At 64.3% G+C, this 22177-nt stretch carries 20 protein-coding genes and 1 tRNA gene; 5 read left to right on the forward strand and 16 right to left on the reverse strand.

The window, feature by feature from the left end; genetic code table 11:
* Positions 1-45: 45 nt before the first annotated feature.
* From JN279_RS01435 to ssuD, 9 genes are all read right to left on the reverse strand, one after another.
* Positions 46-1293: an SfnB family sulfur acquisition oxidoreductase gene (locus JN279_RS01435; protein WP_202351808.1), complete on the reverse strand. Its 1248-nt coding sequence runs from the start codon at positions 1291-1293 to the stop codon at positions 46-48.
* A 24-nt stretch (positions 1294-1317) separates the two neighbouring features.
* Positions 1318-2124 carry an ABC transporter ATP-binding protein gene (locus tag JN279_RS01440; RefSeq protein ID WP_202351809.1) on the reverse strand — a complete coding sequence of 269 codons (807 nt, stop codon included), beginning with the start codon at positions 2122-2124 and terminating at the stop codon, positions 1318-1320.
* A gap of 80 nt (positions 2125-2204) precedes the next feature.
* Complete coding sequence (locus tag JN279_RS01445) at positions 2205-3542, reverse strand: ABC transporter substrate-binding protein (RefSeq protein ID WP_202351810.1); 1338 nt, start codon at positions 3540-3542, stop codon at positions 2205-2207.
* Positions 3543-3629: 87 nt separating this feature from the next.
* On the reverse strand, positions 3630-4670 hold the full coding sequence (locus tag JN279_RS01450; protein ID WP_202351811.1) for a branched-chain amino acid ABC transporter permease: 1041 nt from the start codon (positions 4668-4670) through the stop codon (positions 3630-3632).
* Positions 4671-4673: 3 nt separating this feature from the next.
* On the reverse strand, positions 4674-5573 hold the full coding sequence (locus JN279_RS01455) for a branched-chain amino acid ABC transporter permease (protein ID WP_202351812.1): 900 nt from the start codon (positions 5571-5573) through the stop codon (positions 4674-4676).
* Positions 5570-6505: an ABC transporter ATP-binding protein gene (locus JN279_RS01460; protein WP_202351813.1), complete on the reverse strand. Its 936-nt coding sequence runs from the start codon at positions 6503-6505 to the stop codon at positions 5570-5572. The genes JN279_RS01455 and JN279_RS01460 overlap by 4 nt, the downstream gene beginning before the upstream one ends.
* A 121-nt stretch (positions 6506-6626) precedes the next feature.
* On the reverse strand, positions 6627-7730 hold the full coding sequence (gene sfnG / locus JN279_RS01465) for a dimethylsulfone monooxygenase SfnG (protein WP_202351814.1): 1104 nt from the start codon (positions 7728-7730) through the stop codon (positions 6627-6629).
* 115 nt (positions 7731-7845) lie between these two features.
* Complete coding sequence (locus tag JN279_RS01470; protein WP_202351815.1) at positions 7846-9357, reverse strand: FAD/NAD(P)-binding protein; 1512 nt, start codon at positions 9355-9357, stop codon at positions 7846-7848.
* On the reverse strand, positions 9354-10526 hold the full coding sequence (ssuD, locus tag JN279_RS01475; protein ID WP_202351816.1) for an FMNH2-dependent alkanesulfonate monooxygenase: 1173 nt from the start codon (positions 10524-10526) through the stop codon (positions 9354-9356). Before ssuD ends, JN279_RS01470 begins: the two co-directional genes overlap by 4 nt.
* A 308-nt stretch (positions 10527-10834) precedes the next feature.
* Between ssuD and JN279_RS01480 the strand changes: the two genes are divergently transcribed.
* On the forward strand, positions 10835-11509 hold the full coding sequence (locus JN279_RS01480; RefSeq protein ID WP_096452933.1) for a GntR family transcriptional regulator: 675 nt from the start codon (positions 10835-10837) through the stop codon (positions 11507-11509).
* Between the two features lie 10 nt (positions 11510-11519).
* Here JN279_RS01480 and JN279_RS01485 read toward each other — a convergent pair whose 3' ends face one another.
* The 3 genes from JN279_RS01485 to JN279_RS01495 all read right to left on the reverse strand — a co-directional run bounded on the left by JN279_RS01485 (position 11520) and on the right by JN279_RS01495 (position 12617).
* The gene (locus JN279_RS01485) at positions 11520-11885 is read right to left on the reverse strand and encodes a 4'-phosphopantetheinyl transferase family protein (protein WP_244734679.1); all 366 of its coding nucleotides are present in this window, start codon (positions 11883-11885) and stop codon (positions 11520-11522) included.
* A gap of 97 nt (positions 11886-11982) precedes the next feature.
* Positions 11983-12058: transfer RNA gene (locus JN279_RS01490), tRNA-Ala, on the reverse strand.
* A 172-nt stretch (positions 12059-12230) separates the two neighbouring features.
* On the reverse strand, positions 12231-12617 hold the full coding sequence (locus JN279_RS01495) for a TIGR02300 family protein (protein ID WP_095200844.1): 387 nt from the start codon (positions 12615-12617) through the stop codon (positions 12231-12233).
* Between the two features lie 206 nt (positions 12618-12823).
* Here JN279_RS01495 and aroA point away from each other — a divergent pair, with 206 nt between their 5' ends.
* The 3 genes from aroA to rpsA all read left to right on the forward strand — a co-directional run bounded on the left by aroA (position 12824) and on the right by rpsA (position 16976).
* Positions 12824-14182: a 3-phosphoshikimate 1-carboxyvinyltransferase gene (gene aroA, locus JN279_RS01500; RefSeq protein ID WP_202351818.1), complete on the forward strand. Its 1359-nt coding sequence runs from the start codon at positions 12824-12826 to the stop codon at positions 14180-14182.
* 238 nt (positions 14183-14420) lie between these two features.
* Complete coding sequence (cmk, locus tag JN279_RS01505; RefSeq protein ID WP_202351819.1) at positions 14421-15071, forward strand: (d)CMP kinase; 651 nt, start codon at positions 14421-14423, stop codon at positions 15069-15071.
* Positions 15072-15278: 207 nt separating this feature from the next.
* Positions 15279-16976 carry a 30S ribosomal protein S1 gene (rpsA, locus tag JN279_RS01510; RefSeq protein WP_096452929.1) on the forward strand — a complete coding sequence of 566 codons (1698 nt, stop codon included), beginning with the start codon at positions 15279-15281 and terminating at the stop codon, positions 16974-16976.
* Positions 16977-17101: 125 nt separating this feature from the next.
* Here the strand turns inward: rpsA and JN279_RS01515 are convergent, their stop codons facing one another.
* The 4 genes from JN279_RS01515 to JN279_RS01530 all read right to left on the reverse strand — a co-directional run bounded on the left by JN279_RS01515 (position 17102) and on the right by JN279_RS01530 (position 21142).
* Complete coding sequence (locus tag JN279_RS01515; protein WP_096452928.1) at positions 17102-17809, reverse strand: SDR family NAD(P)-dependent oxidoreductase; 708 nt, start codon at positions 17807-17809, stop codon at positions 17102-17104.
* 239 nt (positions 17810-18048) lie between these two features.
* Positions 18049-19629 (reverse strand): 5-guanidino-2-oxopentanoate decarboxylase, encoded by a 1581-nt coding sequence (locus JN279_RS01520; protein WP_096452927.1) that lies wholly within the window; start codon positions 19627-19629, stop codon positions 18049-18051.
* Positions 19626-20273: a TetR family transcriptional regulator C-terminal domain-containing protein gene (locus tag JN279_RS01525; protein WP_244734358.1), complete on the reverse strand. Its 648-nt coding sequence runs from the start codon at positions 20271-20273 to the stop codon at positions 19626-19628. Before JN279_RS01525 ends, JN279_RS01520 begins: the two co-directional genes overlap by 4 nt.
* Positions 20270-21142, reverse strand: coding sequence for a dimethylarginine dimethylaminohydrolase family protein (locus JN279_RS01530; protein WP_096452926.1), 873 nt, complete (start codon positions 21140-21142; stop codon positions 20270-20272). The genes JN279_RS01525 and JN279_RS01530 overlap by 4 nt, the downstream gene beginning before the upstream one ends.
* A 213-nt stretch (positions 21143-21355) precedes the next feature.
* On the opposite strand from JN279_RS01530, the gene JN279_RS01535 reads away from it, so the two are divergent.
* A complete protein-coding gene (locus tag JN279_RS01535) occupies positions 21356-22171 on the forward strand; it encodes an ABC transporter ATP-binding protein (RefSeq protein WP_096452925.1) in 816 nt (271 codons plus the stop codon).
* Positions 22172-22177 lie beyond the last annotated feature (6 nt).

Here is a 22177-nt window from a genome sequence, read left to right on the forward strand (position 1 = left end):
TGTCGAAGTTTGAAGTGGCGGGCCACCCGGCCCGCCGATGGGGAATCAGCTCCAGGCGTGCAGCGGCGGGTTTTCGCCGTTGAGGAAATACTTGCCGAGGATCGCGTACTTCCAGCGTACCGGATCGTGCAGCGTGTGGGTGCGGGCATTGCGCCAGTGCCTGTCGAGATTGTGCTCGGCCAGCGTCGAGCGCGTGCCGGCCAGTTCGAACAGCTTGTTTGTCGCGGCAATCGCGATCTCGGTCGACAGGATTTTTGCTTCCGCGGTGACGATCTGCGCATGCGCCACCGTCTCCGCCGTCGGCTCGGCCACCGCCTTGTCGATCGCCAAGCCGGCCTTTTCCAGCAGCGCCTGCGCGGCGTGCAGGCGCAGCGTCAGGTCGCCGATCGCCTGGATGGTGTAGGGATCGTCCCATGCCTTGTCGACACCGCTGTCGATCCAGGCGCGGCTCTTCGTCCTGACGAAGTGAACCGTCTCGTCGATCGCCGCCTGGGCGACGCCGGTGTCGACCGCCACCTGGATGATCTGGAAGATGGCGCCGTCGGCGGTCGGCTTGTCGTAGCCTTTGTAGCCGGGCACGAGATGCGTCTTCGGCACCTTGACGTTGTCGATGATGACGGTGCCCGACAAGGTCGTGCGCTGGCCGAAGCTCGACCAGTCGTCGATGACGGTCAGGCCGGGCGCGCCACGGTCGGCGATCGCATACCAGGCACGGCCCTCGTCATCGAGCGCCACGATCGGCACCAGATGCGCAAGCAGCGCGCCGGAGGAATAGAATTTGCGGCCGTTGACGACGACATGGTCGCCGGCATCGGTGAAGCGCGTCTCGAAATCGGCGGCGCGTTTGGAGCCGAACTCGGAAAAGGCGTTGCCGAACCGCGTGCCCTTCAGCGCTTCGGCAAACAGCAGCTTCTGCTGTTCCGCGTCGGAAACGGTGCGGATGGCGGCGACGACGCCGAGATGGTTCTGCGCGATCTGGCCGATGGAGGAATCCGCCGCCGAGATGATCTCGATCACCTTGGCCAGCGTCACGTAGGACACTTCCGGCCCGCCGAAGGCCTTGGGCACATTGATCGACCACAAGCCGCTTTGCGAGAAGGCGTCGAGCTCGGCAACCGGCCAGATGCGCTCACGGTCGCGCCTGGAGGAGTCCTTGACGAATTCGGCGGCGAGCGCGTGGGCGACCGCAATCGCCTCGGCATCGTCCTTGATGATGTGAGCCGGCGCCGATGGCCTTGCGACGGGCGGCACGGCGGCGGAGGCGTGGTCTGTCTTGACGGTCGAGACGGTCATATTGCTGCTCCTAGAGATTTCGTTTCAGGCAACGGCATGGAGATGGGTTGGCTTCGCAGCCGGCGATGGTTGTTGGCCGGTGGTCGATTGACCGAGATAGAAGGCGCGCACATCCTCGCGTTGGCGAAGATCGGCAGCGGCGCCGGAGAGAACGGAGACGCCGTTTTCGAGCACCGTGGCGTGGTCGGCATAGCGCAGCGCGACCGCCGAGTTCTGCTCGGCGACCAGGATCGACAGGCCGGACTCGCGGTTCAGCTTTCTCAGCGTCTGAAAGATGTCCTGGACGATAAGCGGAGCCAGCCCCATCGACGGTTCGTCGAGGACCAGCAGGCGCGGCCGCGACATCAGCGCCCGGCCGATGGCGGTCATCTGCTGTTCGCCGCCGGAGGTCAGGCCGGATGATGTCCGGCGCTTCTCCTTCAGCCGGGGAAAATAGCCATAGATCCGCTCAAGATCCTGATTGATCTCGGCACGGCGGCCGCTGCGGCCGATGCCGCCGGCGACCAGATTCTCCTCGACGGTGAGGCTCTTGAAGCAGTGACGGCCTTCCAGCACCGGAACCAGGCCGGCGCGCACGAGGTCGCCCGGTTTGCGGCGCGAGACATCGGCGCCGTCATAGCGGATGGTGCCGGCGTTGACCTGGCCGCGCTCGGCCGGCAGCAGGTTGGAGACGGCCTTCAGCGTTGTGGTCTTGCCGGCACCGTTGGCGCCGAGCAGCGCCAGGATCTCGCCGCGCCGGATCTCGAAACTGACGCCATGCAGCGCCGTGATGGCGTGATTGTAGGTGGCATGGACCGTGTCCACCGCAAGGATGACGTCATTGTCCGGCATGGGCTCTTCTTCCGCGGTTCGAGGAACCGTAAAGGGCCAGGCGCCGCGGAAACCGATCCGCGGCACCCGGCATTGGCTGATCAGTTGGTGGTCACGGCGTTGGCATCATCGGCGGTGCGCAGCTTGATGCCCTTCTCGGCGGCATAGGCCTCGGCCGACTTCTCGATGATCGGCCGCAGCAGCGCCCAGTCCGGCGCGATCCAGTCGGAGACGACGTTCCACTTCTTGCCGTCCCACTGCTGGAAGGTCACGTAGCCTTCGCCCTCGTGGTTGTCCCAGCTGACGTTGATTGAGTGGAAGAGGTCCTTGGCGCCGAGCCCCTCGACCTTGGCCGGATCGAGCTTGAGGTGTTCAAAGCCCCAGCGGACTTCGTCGCCGGTCAGCGTGCGATGGCCGAACTTCTCCTGCGCGACGCGGATTGCCTCGACATTCAGGATGCCGTTGACGATGCCGAGATTGTGGTAGACCGAGCCGATGCGCGACTTGTCTTCCAGATTGCCCTTGCCGGCGCCGTAGACCGTCTTCACGATCTCCTGCACCACCGGATAGGCGTTACCGGAAGCCTGGGTGGTGATGGCGGTGTAACCCTTGGCGGCGTCGCCGGCCGGGATGACGTCCTCTTCCGAATTCGACCAGACATTGCCGACGATGTGGTCGACGGGATAGCCGATCTTGACCGCCGTCTTCAGCGCCACCGGGTTCATCACGCCCCAGCCGCGCAGGACGACGAAGTCCGGCTTGGCGCGGCGGATGGTCAGCCACTGCGACTGCTGCTCGTTGCCGGGATGCGGCACTTCGATCTGCTGCACGGTGAAGCCGTATTTCTGCGCCAGCAGTTCATAGATCGGGATGGTCTCCTTGCCGTAGGGCGAGCCGTGATAGAGCACGACGATCTTCTTGCCCTTGAGCTTGTCGATGCCGCCTTCCTTCGAGGCGATGTAGTTCACGATGCCCGACGTCTCGCTGTAGGGGTTGAGCAGCAGCGGGAAGACATAGGGGAAGACACGACCGTCGGTGGAATCGGTGCGGCCGTGGTTGACCGTGATCAGCGGCACCTTGTCGGCAGTGATGCGGTCGATCATGGCATAGGCGATGCCGACCGAAAGCGGATTCCAGGCGGCGGCACCGGCATGGCTCTTCTGCCGCTCGTAGCATTCGACGCCGCGCTCGACCTCGTACTGGGTCTCGCATTCGTCCCAGGTCAGCTTGACGCCGTTGACGCCGCCGTCGCGGATGTTGATGAGGTTGAGATAGTCGATGAAGCCGCCGAAGAAGCCGGTGCCGCCGGCCGCATAGGGTCCGACGCGATAGCTTTGCAGCGGGAAATACTGTTCGTCGGCGTGGGCGGCCGGCAAGGCCACCGACACGATCATCGCCGCGGACAGCGCCGCCGCCTTGATGGTGCTGAAGAAGGTCATTGTCAGGGTACTCCCGGTATGGGCCGTCTTGGTTCGGCCTCTGGTTCATTTTCGGATTTCAGTTCGGTGCGGGTTGCCCCGCAGGGCTCAGGTCGACTGCCAGGCGAACAGGAGCCGTCTTCGGACCCTGTCCCACAGGGCCACCAGCCCGTCCGGTTCGAGGATCAGAAACAGGATGATGAGGGCGCCGAGCACGATGCGCTGGCTCATGTCGAGCACGCCGGAGTCAAAGACGTCGCCGAGCAGGAAGCCGCCAAGACGCGACAAGCCAAGCGGAAAGACGACGATCAAAGCGGCACCGAAGAAGGCGCCGCGGATCGAGGCGAGGCCACCAATGATGATGATGAAGAGGATCTGGAAGGAGCGGTCAAGATCGAAGCCGTCCGGCTCGACGGTCCGCAGATACGCGAAGGCCCAGATGACGCCGGCGACGCCAATGATGAAGGAGGAGATGGCGAAGGCCAGAAGCTTGGTCTTCAGCACCGGAATGCCGATGATGCGGGCAGCGGTTTCATTGTCGCGGATGGCGATGAAGTTGCGCCCGGTCTGCGACGAGACCAGCCGATAGGCAAGGAAGGTGAGGATGCTGACGATGGTCAGCGCGAAGAGATAGCGGCCGACGGCGCCGTCGAACGCGAAGCCTGAAATCGACAGCTTCGGCGCGTCGATGACGCCGGACGCCGAATCGTTGGAGAACCAGCTGAACTTGGTCAGCGCCCATTGCACGAAGAACTGGGCTGCGAGCGTCGAGACGGCGAGATAAAAGCCCTTCAGCCGCAGGCTGGGCAGGCCGAAGACGATGCCGATCGCGGCGGCGACGATGCCGGCGAAAAAAATGCTGCCGATGAGCGGCAGGCCTTCGACGCGCAAGTTGAAATTATAGGCGGCGAAGGCGCCCGCCGCCATGAAGGCGGCGCTGCCCAGCGAGACCTGGCCGGCATAGCCGGTGAGGATGTTCAAGCCCACGCCGGCAAGGCTGAGCGCCAGGAACGGCAGCAGGATGGCCTCGAACAGATAGCTCGAGCCGATCAGCGGCACGACGCCATAGGCAAAGGCGAGCAGCAGCACGGGCACGATCCATTTCGGCAGGGCCGGCGCCGCGGAGAAATCGCTTGTGATCGCGGCCATGGCTCAGACCCTTTCCACGAGCTTCTGGCCGAACAGGCCGGAGGGACGGATCAAGAGGAAGACGAGGGCTACGACGTAGGCGAACCAGCTCTCGATGCCGCCGCCGAAATAGTCGCCGATATAGACCTCGGCGAGCTTCTCGCTGGCGCCGATCAACAGCCCGCCGACAATGGCGCCAAGGATGGAATCGAAGCCGCCGAGCACCAGCACAGGCAGCGCCTTGAGCACCACCAGCGACAGCGAGAACTGCACGCCGAGGCGAGCACCCCAGAGCAGCCCGGCGACAAGCGCGACGAGCCCGGCCGCGGCCCAGACGGTGCCCCAGATCAACGGCAGCCTGAGGCCTACCGCGAGTGCTGCGAATTGGTCGTCGGCAACGGCGCGGAAGGAGAGGCCGATGCGGGTGTAGCGGAAGAACAGCGACAGCAGCAGAACCATGCCGGCGGCAACCACCGCCGCGAACATGTCGAACTGGCTGATCAGCACGCCGCCGACTTCCAGCGGCACGTCCTCGATGCCGAGGTCGAGGCCATGGACCTGCGTGCCCCAGATCAATTGGGCGGCGCCCTCGATGATATACGACAGCCCGAGTGTCGCCATGAACAGCGTGATCGGCGGCTTGTTGGTCAGCGGTCTCAGCACCGTGCGCTCGATGGCGATGCCGATCGCCACCATGATGGCGAAGGTGGCCACCAAGGCCAGGGCGAAGGGAACACCGCGCTCGACAAAGCTGACGAAGGTGAGTGCCGCGAACAGCAGCAGCGCGCCTTGCGCGAAGTTCAGCACGCCTGATGTCTTGTAGATCAGCACGAAACCGATCGCGACCAAGGAGTACATGACGCCGGAGAGCAGGCCGCCGATGAGCACTTCGATAAAGAACTGGTAGTCGAAATCGGCGATCATATGCCTGCCCCGTCCTCGTTGTCGGAGGCGACGCCGAGATAGGCATCGATGACGCGCTGGTCGTTGCGGACTTCGTCGGGTGTGGCGTCGGCGATCTTGCGGCCGTAATCGAGAACGGCGATGCGGTCGGACAGGCCCATGACGACGCCGACATCATGCTCGATCAAAACGACGGTGGTGGCGAAGCGGTCGCGCGCGGCACGGACGAATCCGGCCATCTCGCTTTTCTCGCCGGCGGTCATGCCGGCCATCGGTTCGTCGAGCAAGAGCAAGCGCGGCTCGGCGACCAGCGCGCGGGCCAGTTCGACCCGCTTCTGCAGCCCGTAAGGCAGCGTGCCGGCGAGACGATCGCGAACCGCCGTGAGGTCGAGGAATTCTAAGATCTGGTCGGCGCGGCTCAGGGAGTCGCGCCGCTCGCCACGCGAGCGGCCGATGCCGAGCACCTGCCCGGCGAAATTGGAGCGGACCTTGTAGGCGAGGCCGGACGCGACATTGTCGAGGACGCTGAGACCCTTGAACAGAGCAAGGTTCTGAAAAGTCCTGGCGACGCCGAGACGCGCCAGGCGCTGCGTCGGCACATGGGCATATGAGGTGCCGTCGAGAAGAACATGGCCGCGATCCGGCCGATAGACGCCGCTGATGACGTTGATCAGCGAACTCTTGCCGGCGCCGTTCGGGCCGATGATGGCGCGGATCTCGCCGGGGTTCACCGACAGATCGATATCGGCCAGTGCGACGACGCCGCCGAACGACAGGCCGATACCTTGCAGCGAGAGCAGCGGAGCGGCGGCGGTCGTGACCGCCCCCGTAGGCTCGGCCTGGCCTTCGGTTGACTGCTCAGGGCGGCGTACCGACGGCAGGCCGCGCGCAAAGACCTCCGGCGCATAGACCGAAGCCTCCATCATTCCAAGGGCATAACTGGCCAACGGCATTCCAATCGTCCTCGATTGCTTCAGCAGGCGCGCAAGGCCTCGTTGACGCTCGATGCATCGAGCGCCTGGAACCTTCATCGGTTGCAGGCCGGAGTACCCGGCCTGCCTTTTTTGAAAATGGCTATTCCGCTGCGAGTGACGCTGCCTGCTCGGCGTCTTCCAGCTCGCGAACGAGCGGGATGACATGCTTGCCGAAATACTCGACCTCTTCCTGGAAATGCAGGAAGCCGAGCAGGATAAGATCGGCGCCGGCGCGCTTGAGATCGACGATGCGCTCGGCGACTTGCCGCGGCGTGCCGATCAGGTTCGAACGGAAGCCGTCATTGTACTGGACCAGGTCGTCGAAGGAGGACTTCGCCCAATTGCCCTCGCCTTCCGGCGAAGCCTTGCCGGCGTTCTTGACCTCGTGGCCAAAAGCGTTGACGGCTTCGGGATTGGCCTTGGCGATGATCTCGGCGAGCACCGCCTTGGCCTCGTCCTCGGTCTCACGGACGATGGCGAAGGCGTTGACGCCGACCTTGACCGAATGGTTGTTGGCCTTCGCCTTGGCCCTGATGTCGTCCACCTGCTTGGCGATCTCGGCCGGCGTGTTGCCGTTGGTGAAGTACCAGTCCGAGACACGCGAAGCCATGTCGCGCGCGGCGCGCGAGGAGCCACCCTGGAAGATCTCGGGCAACGGCTGCGGCGGTTTCGGCTTCAGCGAATATTCGTTGAAGCGGTAGAAATCGCCGCGGAAGGTGAAGCTGTCTTCCGTCCAGATTCCGCGCAGCGCACGGATGAATTCCTCCGAACGGCGGTAGCGCTCGTCGTGGTCGAGCCAATGCTCGCCGATGGCGTGGAACTCGCCGCGGAACCAGCCGGAGACGAGGTTGATGGCGACACGGCCGTTGGTCAGATAGCTGATGGTGGCGAGTTGCTTGGCCGCCAGCGCCGGGTTCCAGGGGCCGGGCAGGATCGCCGCGATGACCTTGAGCGTCGTGGTGGCCGCCAGCAGATCATGGCTGAAGGCAACCGATTCATGCTGTTCGTCGGCGCCGTAGCCGGCGGTGAAGCGGATCTGGCTCAGCGCATAATCGAAGCCGGCCTTCTCGGCGATCTGCGCCAGCTTGCGGTTGTACTCGGCCGAATGGTTGGTGCGCTGCTCGATGTTGGAAATCACCAGGCCGCCCGAAACATTCGGCACCCAGTAGGCGAACTTGACCGCGTCGGTTTCTGCGTGTGCCATGAACTGTCTCCCATTCAGGCCGTGTCGTTGATCGGTCCGGGCGCAGCCGGATTTCGCCAACATTTATTATGTCTACTGATTATATATACAAAGTAGGATTTTCCGTTTTTGGCGCTCACTTGGGACGGAAATACCAATTTTCCCTGTCCAGGCTGGCTTTCGCCTGTCGGCGCGCGACCGCAAGGTCCCCGGCATCGGCGCCGAAAGCCTCGGATAATGGGAGCGTGTCGACCAGCCTCGCGATCTCTCCCGCGACCAGCTGGGCATGGCGAGCGACCTCCGGCAGGCCCATGAGCTCGCCAAAGGTGCCTCGCGCCAGCGGACCGGCGACGAAGAGCCCGGCGACCGCTCCACCATCCTGGCCGATGGCGCGGCTGTCGAGATTTGTCGCGATGCCGAGCCCGTAGGCGTCGACCCCGATCAGCCCGGCTTCAGCCAGGGAGCGCAGCGCCGGATTGAGCTGAAGCGCCTGCCCGTGAGCAGGCCCCGTCGTGTTGACGACGACATCGAAGCGCGCCGTCTCGATCCGCGTCTGGCCGCGCCGCTGAAAGCTGACCGCGAGGCTCTCGCCCTCATCGTTCGACGCCACAAGCCTGGCGGCGATGGTGTCGAAGGTGCCGGCGGCCTGGCGGCGGTCGAGCACGGAGGCAATTTGCGGGGCGATCCTGAAACGATGCACGTCCCAGAACACCCGCAGCTGGCGGACCAGCCTTGCCCGTTCTGATGGAGCAAGGGCGGCCCACAGCGCCGGCCCCTGCAGACGCAGCTGGTCGAAGACGGACTGCCAGTTGACATTGGCGTCGCGCGCCGCCGCCAGCGTCGCACGAATGTTGCGAAGCAGGCCAAGCGTCGATGTGGCGGGCGCCGAGGCAAAATCGCCAAAGGGCTCGCCTCTGGCATCGGGATGGCCGCGCGAGCGCAACCCACGGCGCGACAGCGCCAGGATGCGGCCGCGATGGCCGCGACGATCAAGCTCGGCCACCATGTCGGCCGAGGTCAGCCCGGAGCCGACGATCAGCACAGAGGCGTCTGGATCGATCCCGGCAAGTGCCGACGCGGCGTAGGGATCGGCGACGAAGCCTGGCGCTTCGGCCAGGGAGGCAAGCGCCGCCGGGATTGCGGGGGCAGGATGCGTCATGGCGAGGATGACGATGTCGGCGGCGACGGGACCGGCGGAGGTATGCACGGTCCAGCCCTCACCGTCGGCTTCTCGTATGACCCGCGTGGCTTGGCCTTCGACGTGGCTGACAGCGCCGGTCTCGATATAGGGCGCGAGGTGCTCGGCGACGTAACGGCCAAACACACGGCGACGCGGATAGGCATCGCCATTCTTCCAAATGGCATCCCCGTCGCGCTCGAGTTCACCGCTGCCGGCCAACCAGCGTGCAAAATGCTCCGGGTCGTCGGGAGCCATGCTCATTCTGATAGCCGGGACATTGACCCGGTGCGATGGCTCTTCGCTGGAATAGGCCAGGCCGCCGCCGAGCGCTGGACGCGGCTCGATCACGGAGATCGACAGACGCTCCGGCCGATGTGCTTGCGCCAGATGCCAGGCTACGGCCGCGCCGGAGAAGCCGCCGCCGATGATGGCGACGCGCAAGCGGCGGGCCGGCGGCAGCGCGTTCACGAGGCGCTGGCGAGCGACTTCGGCCGGTGGTCGCCGGCGATGGTCTCGCCGAACGGTCCGGTGTTGACGGACGAGCTGGCTGATTTGACCGGATGATCTGTCGGCAGCTTCGGCAACACGAGTTCGCCGAAACGATAGGCTTCTTCCAGATGCGGATAGCCGGACAGGATGAAGGTATCGATGCCGAGGCGCCGGTATTCGTCGATCCGCTCGGCAATGGTGTCGGGGTCGCCGACCAGGGCCGTCCCCGCGCCGCCGCGCACCAGGCCGACCCCGGCCCACAGATTGGGCGCTATCTCAAGCTTGGCGCGGTCGCCGCCATGCAGCGCGCTCATGCGCGCCTGGCCGACCGAATCCATGCGGGCAAAGACCTTTTGGGCCGAAGCGATCGTTGCGTCGTCGAGCCGGCTGATCAGCCGGTCGGCGGCGGCCCAGGCCTCCTCGGTGGTTTCCCGCGCAATGACATGCAGACGAATGCCGAAGGAGAGTTTTCGGCCGGCCTTCTCGGCCAGCTCTCGAACGGCGTCCAGCTTGCGCTCGACATCGGCGGGCGGTTCGCCCCAGGTCAGATATTTGTCGATCTCTTGCGCCGCCACTGTCGACCCGGCATCGGACGAACCGCCAAAATAGAGCGGCGGATAGGGCGTCTGCACCGGCGGAAACAGCAGCCGGCCGTCCTCGATGTGGAAATGCTTGCCCTGGTGTTCGACCGTCTCGCCGCTCAGCACGCGCTTGTAGATCCGCAGGAATTCCTGCGTCACCTCGTAGCGCTCGGCATGCGAGAGGAAAATGCCGTCGCCCATGTTCTCCAGCGGATCGCCGCCGGTGACGACATTGATCAGCAAGCGGCCATTGGAAATGCGGTCAAGCGTGGCGGTCATGCGCGCGGCGAGCGTCGGCGACTGCAGGCCCGGCCGCACGGCGACGAGGAAACGCAGCCGCTCCGTCTGCGGTACCAGCGCCGAGGCAATCACCCAGGAATCCTCGCACGAGCGGCCGGTCGGCAGCAGCACGCCGTAATAACCCAACGTGTCGGCGGCCTTCGCCACTTGCGTCAGATAGGGCAGATCGACCGATCGGCCGCCTTCGGCGGTGCCGAGGTAACGGCTGTCGCCATGCGTCGGCAGGAACCAGAGAACCTTGATGCGGTCGGGAACGTCCTTGGTCATGGCCGGTCCCCCGCAATGCGGCGGCGGCCTGACAGGGTTGAAAACGGGCGCAGTGGGGCGGGCATGGCGGAGTCCTGTCCGGGAAAACCAGATCGCCCGCGCACTTTGCTTATTCTATAAACTCTGTAGAGTTAGTTTATTCCAAATCCGCCGCCGAAATTGGAAATTCTCTCCGCTCGCTCAAATCCGAGCCTGAATGCTGTCATGCCTGCCTTGGTGACAAGGCGCACCGATCGACGCGTTGAGTGCATTTCATCCGACATCCTACTATAACTTGATCATTCTGGTGACCGAAGCGCGGATTTGCCATGGACCTGGACCCTTCGACACTCAATCGGGCGTTTCCGCTCCGCGATCAGATCTACCACAAGATCCGCAATCTGATTGTCATCGGACAGATGAAGCCGGGGGAAGTCATCAACGAGGTGGCCATCGCCGAAGCCCTTGGTGTCTCGCGCACACCGGTGCGCGAAGCGGTCAAGCGCATCAGTGACGAGGGCCTCGTGACCATCTTGGCGCAGACCGGCACCTATGTCGCGCCGATCAATCGTGTCGACCTGGAAGAAGCCTATGTCATCCGCCGTGCCCTGGAGATGGAGAGCGCCAGGCGCGCGGCCGTCAAATTCACGCCGTCGGCCGGCGAACTTCTGGAGGATAATATGGCGGCGCACCGCCTTGCCATATCGCGCGGCAGATATGCCACCGCCATCCAGCTCGACGACGTCTTCCACCGCAGCATCGCCGAAATCTGCGGCCTGCCGAAAATCTGGCGCGCCGTCGACATCTCCAAGGCGCAGATGGATCGGGGCCGCTACCTCGTCATCCCGAAGCCCGGCTATGGCGAACAGACGATTGAGCAGCACGGGGCCATTCTCGACGCGCTGAAGCGCCACGACGCCGAAGGCGCCGCGCAGGCGATGGAGCACCACATCGAAACGTCGTTCCGCAACACGCTCGAAGTCGCCGCCGAGCTGCTCGGCTGAAGCGATACGATCAGACATGCAAAGACGGATTGATGGCCCGTGTCCGCCTCGGCACGATCTCAAGTTCGCCATCGGGCATGGCGGCAGCGATGCCGACAATGTGCCGGTCTGTCAGACGCAGGCTGCGGAATGCCCAACGCGAGGCATCGTCATCGATCTCGTCGCCGAAATGGGCAATGGGCGGAGAGACCTCCAGGTCCAGTTCAAGCTTCTTCACCGGCAAGGAGAGGCTCACGCCGCGCGCTTTCACATAGGCTTCCTTGAGCGTCCACAGCGTGAAAAAAGAAATCCTGTCTCGCCTGTCCGCCCATGGTCTCGAAGCGCGCGCGTTCCCTTGGTGAAAGGACCGCCGGGGCCAGTTCGGTGAGACCGACATCACCGAGGCCTGGGCTGTCACTGGCGGCGTTTCTTCGAGGATTTGTCGCAGGGCAGGCCCGTCGACGCTTGTCGTTGGCAGACCCGAAGAGACTGTTTGGTGGAGCCAATCGGAATCGAACCGACGACCTCTTGAATGCCATTCAAGCGCTCTCCCAACTGAGCTATGGCCCCACTCCCGGCAGTCAGCCGGCGCCGTTTCCGGCGAAGAGATCAGCGCGGGTTGGAACACCGCGCCGTACGTGCAGGCGGCTTCTAACCCCGCCTTTCCAAGATATCAAGCCTTGAATATCGGCTTTTTGTTCACAGGCCGAGAAAGCCTGCAAACGCTGGCGTTCCGGGTCGATCAGACCTCGTCGTCGTCATCGCCGACGCCGATCATGTCGGCAACGTCGTCGTCTTCTTCTTCTTCATCGGCAAGGAAAGTGTCATCCTCCTCGTCGCCGAGATCAACGTCCTCGTCATCGCCGAGATCCGGCAGGTCGTCGCCCTTGACGTCCTCGTCGGCCTCTTCGAGCGAGACGACTTCAACGCCCTCTTCGTCCTCGGCGTCCACTTCCTTCTCGGCCACTTCCTCTTCCTCCTCGAGGGCGGCGATCTTGCCTTCCTCGAAATAGGAACGCGGATAGGTCTTGCCGGTGTAGGGCGAGACGATCGGGTCCTTGTTCAGGTCGTAGAATTTTCGACCCGTCTCGGGGTCGATACGCTTTGTGCCAAGTTCGGTTTTTGCCACGGCAAGCCTCGTGAATAAAAGAGTGGTCCCCTTAACCACTGTTTGCGGCGCTGTCAAAGCCAAAAGCCGGCGTCACAAAACCAAGTCCTGAAAGGCCTCGCGCCAAGTGACGACCATGGGGATGACCATTTCGCCCCGCCGTGATACGAGACCGCCGCAACAAATGAAAAGCGCCGGCCCGCCGGCATTCCGTCCAGGGAAATTCCATGTCTCACGCCGCCGCTGCCAAGCCGGCCACCGCCCGCAAATCTCAAGCCCTTTCCGGCACCGCCCGCGTGCCGGGCGACAAGTCGATCTCGCATCGCTCCTTCATGTTCGGCGGTCTCGCCTCCGGCGAAACCCGCATCACCGGCCTGCTCGAGGGCGAGGATGTGATGCGCACGGGCGCGGCCATGAAGGCGATGGGCGCGCACATTGAAAAGCGCGGTGCCGAATGGGTGATCCGTGGCACCGGCAACGGTGCGCTGCTGCAGCCGGAAGGCCCGCTCGACTTTGGCAATGCCGGCACCGGCTCGCGGCTGACCATGGGTCTCGTCGGCACCTATGACATGGAAACCACCTTCATCGGCGACGCCTCGCTGTCCGGTCGGCCGATGGGCCGCGTGCTCGAGCCGCTGCGCCAGATGGGCGTACAGGTGCTGAAGGCGACGCCCGGCGACCGTATGCCGATCACGCTGCATGGCCCCAAGCACGCCGCCCCGATCACCTACCGCGTGCCGATGGCCTCGGCGCAAGTGAAGTCAGCGGTGCTGCTCGCCGGCCTCAACACGCCGGGCATTACCACCGTGATCGAACCGGTCATGACGCGCGACCACACCGAAAAGATGCTCAAAGGTTTTGGCGCCAATCTGTCGGTCGAGACCGACGAACGCGGCGTGCGTCACATCTTCATCGAAGGCCAGGGCAGGCTGACCGGCCAGACGATCGCCGTGCCTGGCGACCCGTCCTCGGCCGGCTTCCCGCTGGTCGCGGCGCTGATCGTGCCGGGTTCCGACATCGTGATCGAAAACGTGCTTATGAACCCGACCCGCACCGGGTTGCTTTTGACGCTGCAGGAAATGGGTGGCCAGATCGACATCTTGAACCCGCGCAATGCCGGCGGCGAAGATGTCGCCGACCTGCGCGTGCGTTATTCCGAGCTCAAGGGCGTTGCCGTGCCGCCCGAACGGGCGCCGTCGATGATCGACGAGTATCCGGTGCTGGCTGTCGCCGCGAGCTTCGCCGAGGGCGAGACGCTGATGCAAGGGCTGGAAGAATTGCGCGTGAAGGAATCCGACCGGCTGTCGGCCGTCGCCAACGGGCTGAAGCTCAACGGCGTCGACTGCACCGAAGGCGAGGCGTCCCTTGCCGTGCGCGGCAGGCCGGGCGGCAAGGGGCTGGGCAGGCATCCCAATGGTCTGGACACCACCGTGAAGACGCATCTCGACCACCGCATCGCCATGAGCTTTCTGGTGATGGGACTGGCGACAGAGAAGCCGGTGACCATCGATGACCAGGCGATGATCGCGACGAGCTTTCCGGAGTTCATGGGGCTGATGACCGGGTTGGGCGCGGAGATTGAGTGACGGGCGTGGCAACCAATAGCCTTGGCACGTTGGCGGGCCAGCGCCCCCCTCTGTCCTGCCGGACATCTCCCCCACTTGGGGGGAGATTGGCAGCTTTGGCGCTTCGCTCAATGCTGCAACGGAGACAATTGGCTAAGGCCGCGATAACGGCCGATCCCCCCCCTCGTGGGGGAGATGTCCGTCAGGACAGAGAGGGGCGTGAAGGATCTCGGCGCCCAACCCTTTCGCTGGCCCGCCAATGACCCACGTCTTCACCATCGCCATCGACGGGCCCGCCGGCGCCGGCAAGGGCACGCTCGCCCGTCGGCTCGCCGACCACTACCGGCTGAACCTGCTCGACACCGGCCTCACCTATCGCGCGGTGGCCTATGCGCTGATCCAGCACGCGCTGCCGCTCGACAATGTCTCGGCCGCCGAAACCGCGGCGCGCCAGGTCGATCTGGCCAAGCTCGACCGGGCGGTGCTGTCGGCACACGCCGTCGGCGAGGCAGCCTCGAAGGTCGCGGTGTATCCGACGGTGCGGCGCATTCTCGTGGAAAAGCAACGCGACTTTGCCAGGACGCCGCCGGGCGCGGTGCTGGACGGTCGTGACATCGGCACTGTCGTCTGCCCCGATGCCGACATCAAACTCTATGTGACGGCGAGTGCGGAGGTGCGCGCCAGGCGCCGGCTGGCCGAGATCGAAAGCATCGGCGGCACCGCCAATTTCGCCGAAATCCTCGCCGATATCGTGCGCCGCGACGAGCGCGACATGGGCCGCGCCGACTCGCCCTTGAAGCCGGCCGCCGACGCGCACTTGCTTGATACCAGCGAAATGGCTATAGAAGCCGCGTTTCTCGCGGCCATGGCGATCATCGACGACGCGCTGGCCAGGAGGAACAAGGCCTGATCCGGGTTTTCTCCGCATTTCCGTTGCCGGAAGCGCAGAAAATACCCATATCGGGCACGAACCAGCCTGCCAGCATTCTTCATGCGCCGGAATTGCCGCTTAGAAAGCGGCCCAGGGCTTTTAAAGCCCGGAACGCCGGCAGGCCAACGCAACGCTAACCCACGGCGCCCGTCCCGCTCAGAGATGCGGGGCACTCCAGGAGAAAATATGTCAGCTGCAAATCCCACTCGCGATGATTTCGCGAGCCTGCTCGAAGAATCTTTTACCGCCGGCCATTCCGGCGAAGGCCAGGTCGTCAAGGGCATCATCACCGCCATTGAAAAAGACATGGCCATCATCGACGTCGGCCTCAAGGTCGAAGGCCGCGTGCCGCTGAAGGAATTCGGCGTCAAGGGCAAGGACACCACCCTCAAGGTCGGTGACACCGTCGAAGTCTATGTCGAGCGCATCGAGAACGCGCTTGGCGAAGCGATGCTTTCCCGTGAAAAGGCCCGCCGCGAAGAGAGCTGGGTCCGTCTCGAAGAGAAATTCACCAAGGGTGAGCGCGTCGAAGGCGTCATCTTCAACCAGGTCAAGGGCGGCTTCACCGTCGACCTCGACGGCGCCGTGGCCTTCCTGCCGCGCAGCCAGGTCGATATCCGCCCGATCCGCGACGTTTCCCCGCTGATGCACAACCCGCAGCCCTTCGAGATCCTCAAGATGGATCGCCGCCGCGGCAACATCGTGGTGTCGCGCCGCACCGTGCTCGAGGAGAGCCGCGCCGAACAGCGTTCGGAAATCGTGCAGAACCTCGAAGAAGGCCAGGTTGTCGAAGGCGTCGTCAAGAACATCACCGATTACGGTGCGTTCGTCGACCTCGGCGGCATCGACGGCCTGCTGCATGTCACCGACATGGCCTGGCGCCGCGTCAACCATCCGACCGAAATCCTCAACATCGGTCAGACGGTCAAGGTGCAGATCATCCGCATCAACCAGGAAACCCACCGCATCTCGCTCGGCATGAAGCAGCTCGAGAGCGATCCGTGGTCCGAGATCGGCACCAAGTTCCCGATCGGCAAGAAGATCAAGGGTACCGTCACCAACATCACCGACTACGGCGCGTTCGTCGAGCTGGAGCCGGGCATCGAAGGCCTCATCCACGTTTCGGAAATGTCGTGGACCAAGAAGAACGTGCATCCCGGCAAGATCCTGTCGACGACCCAGGAAGTCGACGTGGTGGTGCTCGAGGTCGATCCGGCCAAGCGCCGCATCTCGCTCGGCCTCAAGCAGACGCTTGAGAATCCGTGGGAAGCCTTCGCGCGCAGCCATCCGGTCGGCAGCCAGGTCGAGGGCGAGGTTAAGAACAAGACCGAGTTCGGCCTGTTCATCGGCCTCGAAGGCGACGTGGACGGCATGGTGCACCTCTCCGACCTCGACTGGACCCGTCCGGGCGAGCAGGTCATCGAAGAGTACAATCGCGGCGACATGGTCAAGGCGCAGGTGCTCGACGTCGACATAGAGAAGGAGCGCATCTCGCTCGGCATCAAGCAGCTGGCCCGCGACACGGTCGGCGAAGCAGCGACTTCGGGCGAACTGCGCAAGAACGCCGTCGTCACCTGCGAAGTCATCGGCGTCAAGGATGGCGGTCTGGAAGTGCGGCTGGTCGACAGCGGCATCGAGACCTTCATCAAGCGCTCCGACCTGAGCCGCGACCGCGACGAGCAGCGCCCCGAGCGCTTCACTGTCGGCCAGAAGGTCGACGCCCGCGTCATCGCCTTCGACAAGAAGACCCGCAAGCTGCAGGTCTCGATCAAGGCGCTGGAAATCGCCGAAGAGAAGGAAGCGGTCGCTCAGTACGGCTCGACCGACTCCGGCGCTTCGCTGGGCGATATCCTGGGTGCCGCGCTGAAGAAGCAGGGCAACTAAGTCCTTCGCAACGCGAAGTCCTTCGCGTGATCTCGAAAACAAAACCCCGCCGGAGCGATCCGGCGGGGTTTTTCTTTGGCGAATGCCAGGTCGACTTTTGGCGAAAGCCAGGTCGATGGGCGCGGCTACGCCCGGCCGTAGAGCGGCACCAGCGTTCCGCTCATCGCCTGGTTGGCCGGCGAGGCGAGATAGGCGATGGCTTCAGCCGCCGCTTCGAGGCTGACCCATTTGGTGAAATCGGCATCCGGCATGTCGGCGCGGTTTGCCGGCGTGTCGAGCGTCGACGGCGCCACGGCATTGACCAGGATGCCCTTGGCCTTGAGCTCTTCGGCCATCGCCACCGTCATGGCGGCGACCGCCGCCTTGCTGGCCGTGTAGGCGACCATGCCGGCGCCGCGCCTTGGGTCGAGGCCCGCGCGCGCGGTCACATTGACGATACGGCCTGATGTGCCCGACGCCAGCATCGAGCGGATGGCGGCGCGGCTGCATAGGAAGGTGGTGCGGGCGTTGGTGTCCATCATCTCGGCAAAGGACGCCGATTCGATCTTTTCCACCGGCGCCATGGCGAAACCGCCGGCCAGATGGATCGATCCCCACAAGGCAGGAACCTGGGCATAGAAGCTTTCAACCTTGGCGGAGTCCGACAGGTCGACATTGTGCGCCAGCTTGACATTGTCGTGCGCGGCGAAAGGAAAATGCTGGGGTGCCGCGGCGTGCGCATTCGGCACATGGCAGATCGCGCCCTGTTCCAGCAGCCGGCCAACCACCGCACCACCGAGCGCGCCGGTTCCACCGGTCACAACGATATGTCTGCCTTGAAGTGTTTCCGTCATCCTGGACCGCTCCTGTCGTATTTTTATGATTTTGTCGCTTGTTGCGCCCCGCCGACGCGAAGCGTCGCGCCTTTCTGGCGATCACTCAACTGATATCTCGACATAGCAGCCGTCACGTCTTTGCATGAGTCAGAACGCATATTGTGGCGATGCCGTCAGCCGTGCGGCTGTCGCGGCACAATAGCCGAGCCGGCAAAAGGTCCGACGCAGGTTGGACAATCAACGCTTGCCTGCAGGCTTCAATCGACCGCGATTTCGATGACGCAGGGCATTCCGGTTGCCCTGGCGCGCTTCAGGGCTTGCGGCAAGGCGTCGATCTCGGCCAGCCGTTCGGCTGATATGCCATAGGCTTCGGCCAGCTTGCAGAAATCCGGCGGCGCCGGCGAGACGCCGACGGGTTCGACGCCGACATCGAGCATCGAGGTCTCGATCTCGCGATAACCCCTGTTGTTCCAGACCACGAAGACGACCGGCGCGTCGGAATCAAGTGCGACACCCAGTTCCGGCAATGTGAACTGGAAGCCGCCGTCGCCGGTCAGGCAGACGACCGGCACATCGGGCATGGCAAGGGCGGCGCCGATCGCCGCCGGCGGGCCATAGCCAAGTGCGCCGAAGCCGGTGGCGGCATTGAACCAGCCGGCCGGCCGGTCGTGGTCGTAGTAGAGATTCGCGGCGTAGATCGGCTGCGTCGAATCGCCGACAATGATCGCGCCCGGCAGCGTATCGCGGATCATCTCGACGGCATGCACCTGCGCCACGTAGGCCGGGCTGAGTTCGGCGAACGCCGCCTTCCGTGCCACGGCGGCGCGTGCCTCACCGTCTGGCGCGGCAGCATGGGCGGGGCCGATCGCGGCCAGCAAGGCTTCGATCGCCTCGGTGCAGTCGGCCTGGATGCCAACCGTCACAGGGCGGCGCGCGAGCTGATCGGCGCCGATGTCGATGCGAATCAGGTTGGAAGGCAGCACAAAGCCGCCGTCGCCATAGCCGTCATAATCGGTCGGGCCGAATTCGGTGCCGGCGGCAATCACCAGATCGGCCGCGGCCATCAGCGCGCGAACCGCCTTCAGGCTTGGGCTTGCCGGCACGCAGAGCGGGTGGCGATGCAGCAGTCCGCGCGCATTGGTGGTCTCGACAACCGGCGCACCAAGTGTCTCGGCCAGACGCCGCAAGGGTGCTTCGGCACCCTTGGCACCGCCGCCGGCGAGGATCAATGGACGGCGCGCCGCGGCGACAAGTTTGGCGGCACGCGCAATTGCCGCGCCATCCGGCGCCGGCGGTGCCGCGTTGCTCAGAAGCGCAACGATATCGTCCGCCGGCTTGACCATGACATCGGTCGGAATCTCGATGTGCACCGGACCCGGTCGCGAGGATGAAAACAGCGCGAAGGCCTGCGCCAGCGCGCCCGGCAATTCGCTGGCCTCGGTGACGCGCAACGACAACAGCGCCACCTTTTCCATCATGCCGCGCTGGTCCGGCAGCTCATGCAGGAAGCCCAGCCCCTTGCCCAGCGTCGGCATGGCGTTGACGCCCGAAATCACCAGCATCGGCACCGAATCGGCGCGCGCCTGACCCATGGCGGTGATGGTGTTGGTCAGCCCCGGCCCGGTGATGACAAAGGCGACGCCCGGCCTGCCGCTGGCGCGAGCATAGCCGTCGGCCATGAAGCCGGCGCCCTGTTCGTGGCGCGGCGTGACGTGGCGGATTTTCGAGCGCGCCAGGCCACGGTAGAGCTCGACCGTGTGGACGCCCGGAATGCCGAAGACGGTGTCGACGCCATGCGCTTCGAGCAGGGTGATGAGGGCTTCGCCGAGCGTCGTCATTTATTATTTTCCCTTTCCGGCGCGAGGCCGAGTTCGGCCTCGATAGTCTTGATGCCAATCGCCGCCAATTCGCCAGGCGAGAACATCTCGCCGGCCAGACAGCCTTCAATCCAGAGTCCGTCGATGATCGCATTGATCGCAATGGCATGGTGGCGCAATTGGCTTGCGTCCGGCGTGCGCCGTTCGGCGGCAAGCACCTCGGCCACAACCGCTTCCACCTCGTTGCGAAAGCCAAGGTAGCCTTCGCGGTGGGCACGAGCGAGCGTCGGATCCGCACCGGCGCGGCCGATGAAGGTTGCCCAGAGCGAAAACACCCGCGTGTCGATGATCGGCACGTTGAGGTTGGCGGTGACGAAAGCCGCAAGGCGCTGGCGTGGCGAGGCATCTTCCATGACCAACGCCGCTTTCGCCTGCTCGGTCATGCGGCCCATCAGCGCCATATAGGCTTCCTGCAGCAATTCTTCCTTGCCGGGGAAATAGTGCCGGATCAGCCCGGCGGTGACGCCGGCACGCAAGGCGATGGTGCGCAAGGTGGCGCCCTGCAGGCCACGTTCGGCCACGCTGTCCAGAGTGGCCTCGATCAAATCCTGCCGCCGCCGCTCCTCGCCCTCGCGGCGGAACCTGCGGCGGGTTGGCGCATTCATTGGCGCAGGATCGGCCGCGTCAGGCATGTCGGCCCACCCTCGCAGGCGATGCAGAGCGCATCCGCCTCGAAGATTTCGACCGTGCAGCCGGCGGCTTCCATCGCGGCCTTCGTCTTTGGAAAGCCTGCAACGGCAATGACCTTGTGTGGGCTGGTCGGCAGCACATTCAGGCTGAGGCCGTTGGAAGCCGCGAACTCTTCGGCGTCGCCTTCGACCAGCCGGATGCCCCGTGCCTTCAGCATCTGATAGAACGGGGCCGGCAAAAGCGGTGAATAGACCAGTGCGAGGTCGTCGGCCAGCGGGCTGATCACCGACATCAGATGCAGGCACGCCTCTTCGCCCTGCCACAGAGGCAGGTCAAAGCCGTAGACGGAAATGCCCAGCGGCGTCAGCAGGTTGGAAAGCTGCTGGATGCCTTCCTGGTTGGAGCGGACACCGCGCCCGATCACCAGCGTGCGGGCATCCAGCCAGACACAATCACCGCCTTCGACCTGGCCAGGGGCCTCGACGCGGCCGAGGATCGGAATGCCCAGTCTTCTATAGGTCTCCTCATGCAGCGAGGGCTCGCCGGCTCGCAAAGGCTTGCCCATAGACAGAATCAGCGCGCCGCGGTCGGTCATCAGCGATGGGTCGTGCGTGAACACCGAATCCGAAAGTCCATCGGCCTTGTCCTCGATCCATTCGATTTCGGCACCGGAAGCCGCCACCAGTTCAGCAAGGAGCGCGTGCTGCGATGCTGCTTTCGCCGGATTGAATCCTGGGCCATAGTGCCAGGCATCTCTGTCGGCGTTGCGCATGGCGTTGGCTGCCGACCGCATCAGCACGCGTCGCAGCGGCGCAGCCATGGACTGTGATCCGAAAGCGCTCATCGAGGCCCTTTTTAGCTGAAAAAAATCGAAAAAATTTCATGGGAGGCTATTTATACACTTGCACAACAAGCTCGCAAGTGCCGTAATGAGCGGGATTGACGGGCTCGCGCCGTTGGGTCCATGCTGAAGTCTGGAGCGGGGCAGTACAGCGTATATGTTGATTAGCTGGATAGACGTTCGACGAACTGCCGCCGACGATGCAGAGGCCAGCCGGTGAGCGCGGTGGAAGCTGCCGCAGCACAATCCGGCAAGGCGCAGAACGGCGCCGCCGAAGCCATCCATGTCGAAAACCTGCACAAGAAATTCGGCCAGTTGCATGTGCTGAAGGGCGTGTCGCTGTCGGCTCGCGACGGCGAGGTGATCGCCATCATCGGCGGCTCGGGTTCGGGCAAATCGACGCTGCTGCGTTGCATCAACTGCCTGGAAAATCCGACCAGCGGCATCATCCGCGTCAATGGCGAGGAGATCAAGCTCAAGGCGGACAGCCATGGCCACACTGTTCCGGCCGACCGCAGGCAGATCGAGCGCATCCGCTCCAAGCTCGGCATGGTGTTCCAGAACTTCAACCTGTGGAGCCACATGACGCTGATCGAAAACGTCATCGAGGTTCCCGTGCATGTGCTCGGCGTCAAGCGCGACGAGGCGATCGCCCAGGCCGAAAAGCTGCTGGCGCGCGTCGGGCTCGCCGAGAAGCGCGACGTCTACCCCGCCTACCTGTCGGGTGGCCAGCAGCAGCGCGCCGCGATCGCCCGCGCGCTTGCCATCAATCCGCGTGTCATGCTGTTCGACGAGCCGACCTCGGCGCTCGACCCCGAACTGGTCGGCGAGGTGCTGAAGGTGATCGGCGATCTGGCGCGTGAAGGCCGCACCATGGTGCTGGTCACCCATGAGATGAAGTTTGCCCGCGAGGTCGCGACCCACGTCGTCTATCTCTACAACGGGCTGGTCGAGGAAGAAGGCCCGCCGGAGCAGATCTTCGGCGCACCGAAATCCGAAAGGCTCAAGCAGTTCATCCGCAACATCGGCTAGGGACAG

This window comes from Mesorhizobium sp. 113-1-2 (assembly GCF_016756475.1).
Classification (GTDB): Bacteria; Pseudomonadota; Alphaproteobacteria; order Rhizobiales; family Rhizobiaceae; genus Mesorhizobium; species Mesorhizobium loti_C.

Bases quoted from the DNA above. Each gene is read 5' to 3' on its own strand.
- JN279_RS01435 (WP_202351808.1), bottom strand. From the start codon at position 1,293: ATGACCGTCTCGACCGTCAAGACAGACCACGCCTCCGCCGCCGTGCCG.
- JN279_RS01440 (WP_202351809.1), bottom strand. From the start codon at position 2,124: ATGCCGGACAATGACGTCATCCTTGCGGTGGACACGGTCCATGCCACC.
- JN279_RS01445 (WP_202351810.1), bottom strand. From the start codon at position 3,542: ATGACCTTCTTCAGCACCATCAAGGCGGCGGCGCTGTCCGCGGCGATG.
- JN279_RS01450 (WP_202351811.1), bottom strand. From the start codon at position 4,670: ATGGCCGCGATCACAAGCGATTTCTCCGCGGCGCCGGCCCTGCCGAAA.
- JN279_RS01455 (WP_202351812.1), bottom strand. From the start codon at position 5,573: ATGATCGCCGATTTCGACTACCAGTTCTTTATCGAAGTGCTCATCGGC.
- JN279_RS01460 (WP_202351813.1), bottom strand. From the start codon at position 6,505: ATGCCGTTGGCCAGTTATGCCCTTGGAATGATGGAGGCTTCGGTCTAT.
- sfnG (WP_202351814.1), bottom strand. From the start codon at position 7,730: ATGGCACACGCAGAAACCGACGCGGTCAAGTTCGCCTACTGGGTGCCG.
- ssuD (WP_202351816.1), bottom strand. From the start codon at position 10,526: ATGACCAAGGACGTTCCCGACCGCATCAAGGTTCTCTGGTTCCTGCCG.
- JN279_RS01480 (WP_096452933.1), top strand. From the start codon at position 10,835: ATGGACCTGGACCCTTCGACACTCAATCGGGCGTTTCCGCTCCGCGAT.
- JN279_RS01485 (WP_244734679.1), bottom strand. From the start codon at position 11,885: ATGTCGGTCTCACCGAACTGGCCCCGGCGGTCCTTTCACCAAGGGAAC.
- aroA (WP_202351818.1), top strand. From the start codon at position 12,824: ATGTCTCACGCCGCCGCTGCCAAGCCGGCCACCGCCCGCAAATCTCAA.
- cmk (WP_202351819.1), top strand. From the start codon at position 14,421: ATGACCCACGTCTTCACCATCGCCATCGACGGGCCCGCCGGCGCCGGC.
- rpsA (WP_096452929.1), top strand. From the start codon at position 15,279: ATGTCAGCTGCAAATCCCACTCGCGATGATTTCGCGAGCCTGCTCGAA.
- JN279_RS01515 (WP_096452928.1), bottom strand. From the start codon at position 17,809: ATGACGGAAACACTTCAAGGCAGACATATCGTTGTGACCGGTGGAACC.
- JN279_RS01520 (WP_096452927.1), bottom strand. From the start codon at position 19,629: ATGACGACGCTCGGCGAAGCCCTCATCACCCTGCTCGAAGCGCATGGC.
- JN279_RS01525 (WP_244734358.1), bottom strand. From the start codon at position 20,273: ATGAATGCGCCAACCCGCCGCAGGTTCCGCCGCGAGGGCGAGGAGCGG.
- JN279_RS01530 (WP_096452926.1), bottom strand. From the start codon at position 21,142: ATGAGCGCTTTCGGATCACAGTCCATGGCTGCGCCGCTGCGACGCGTG.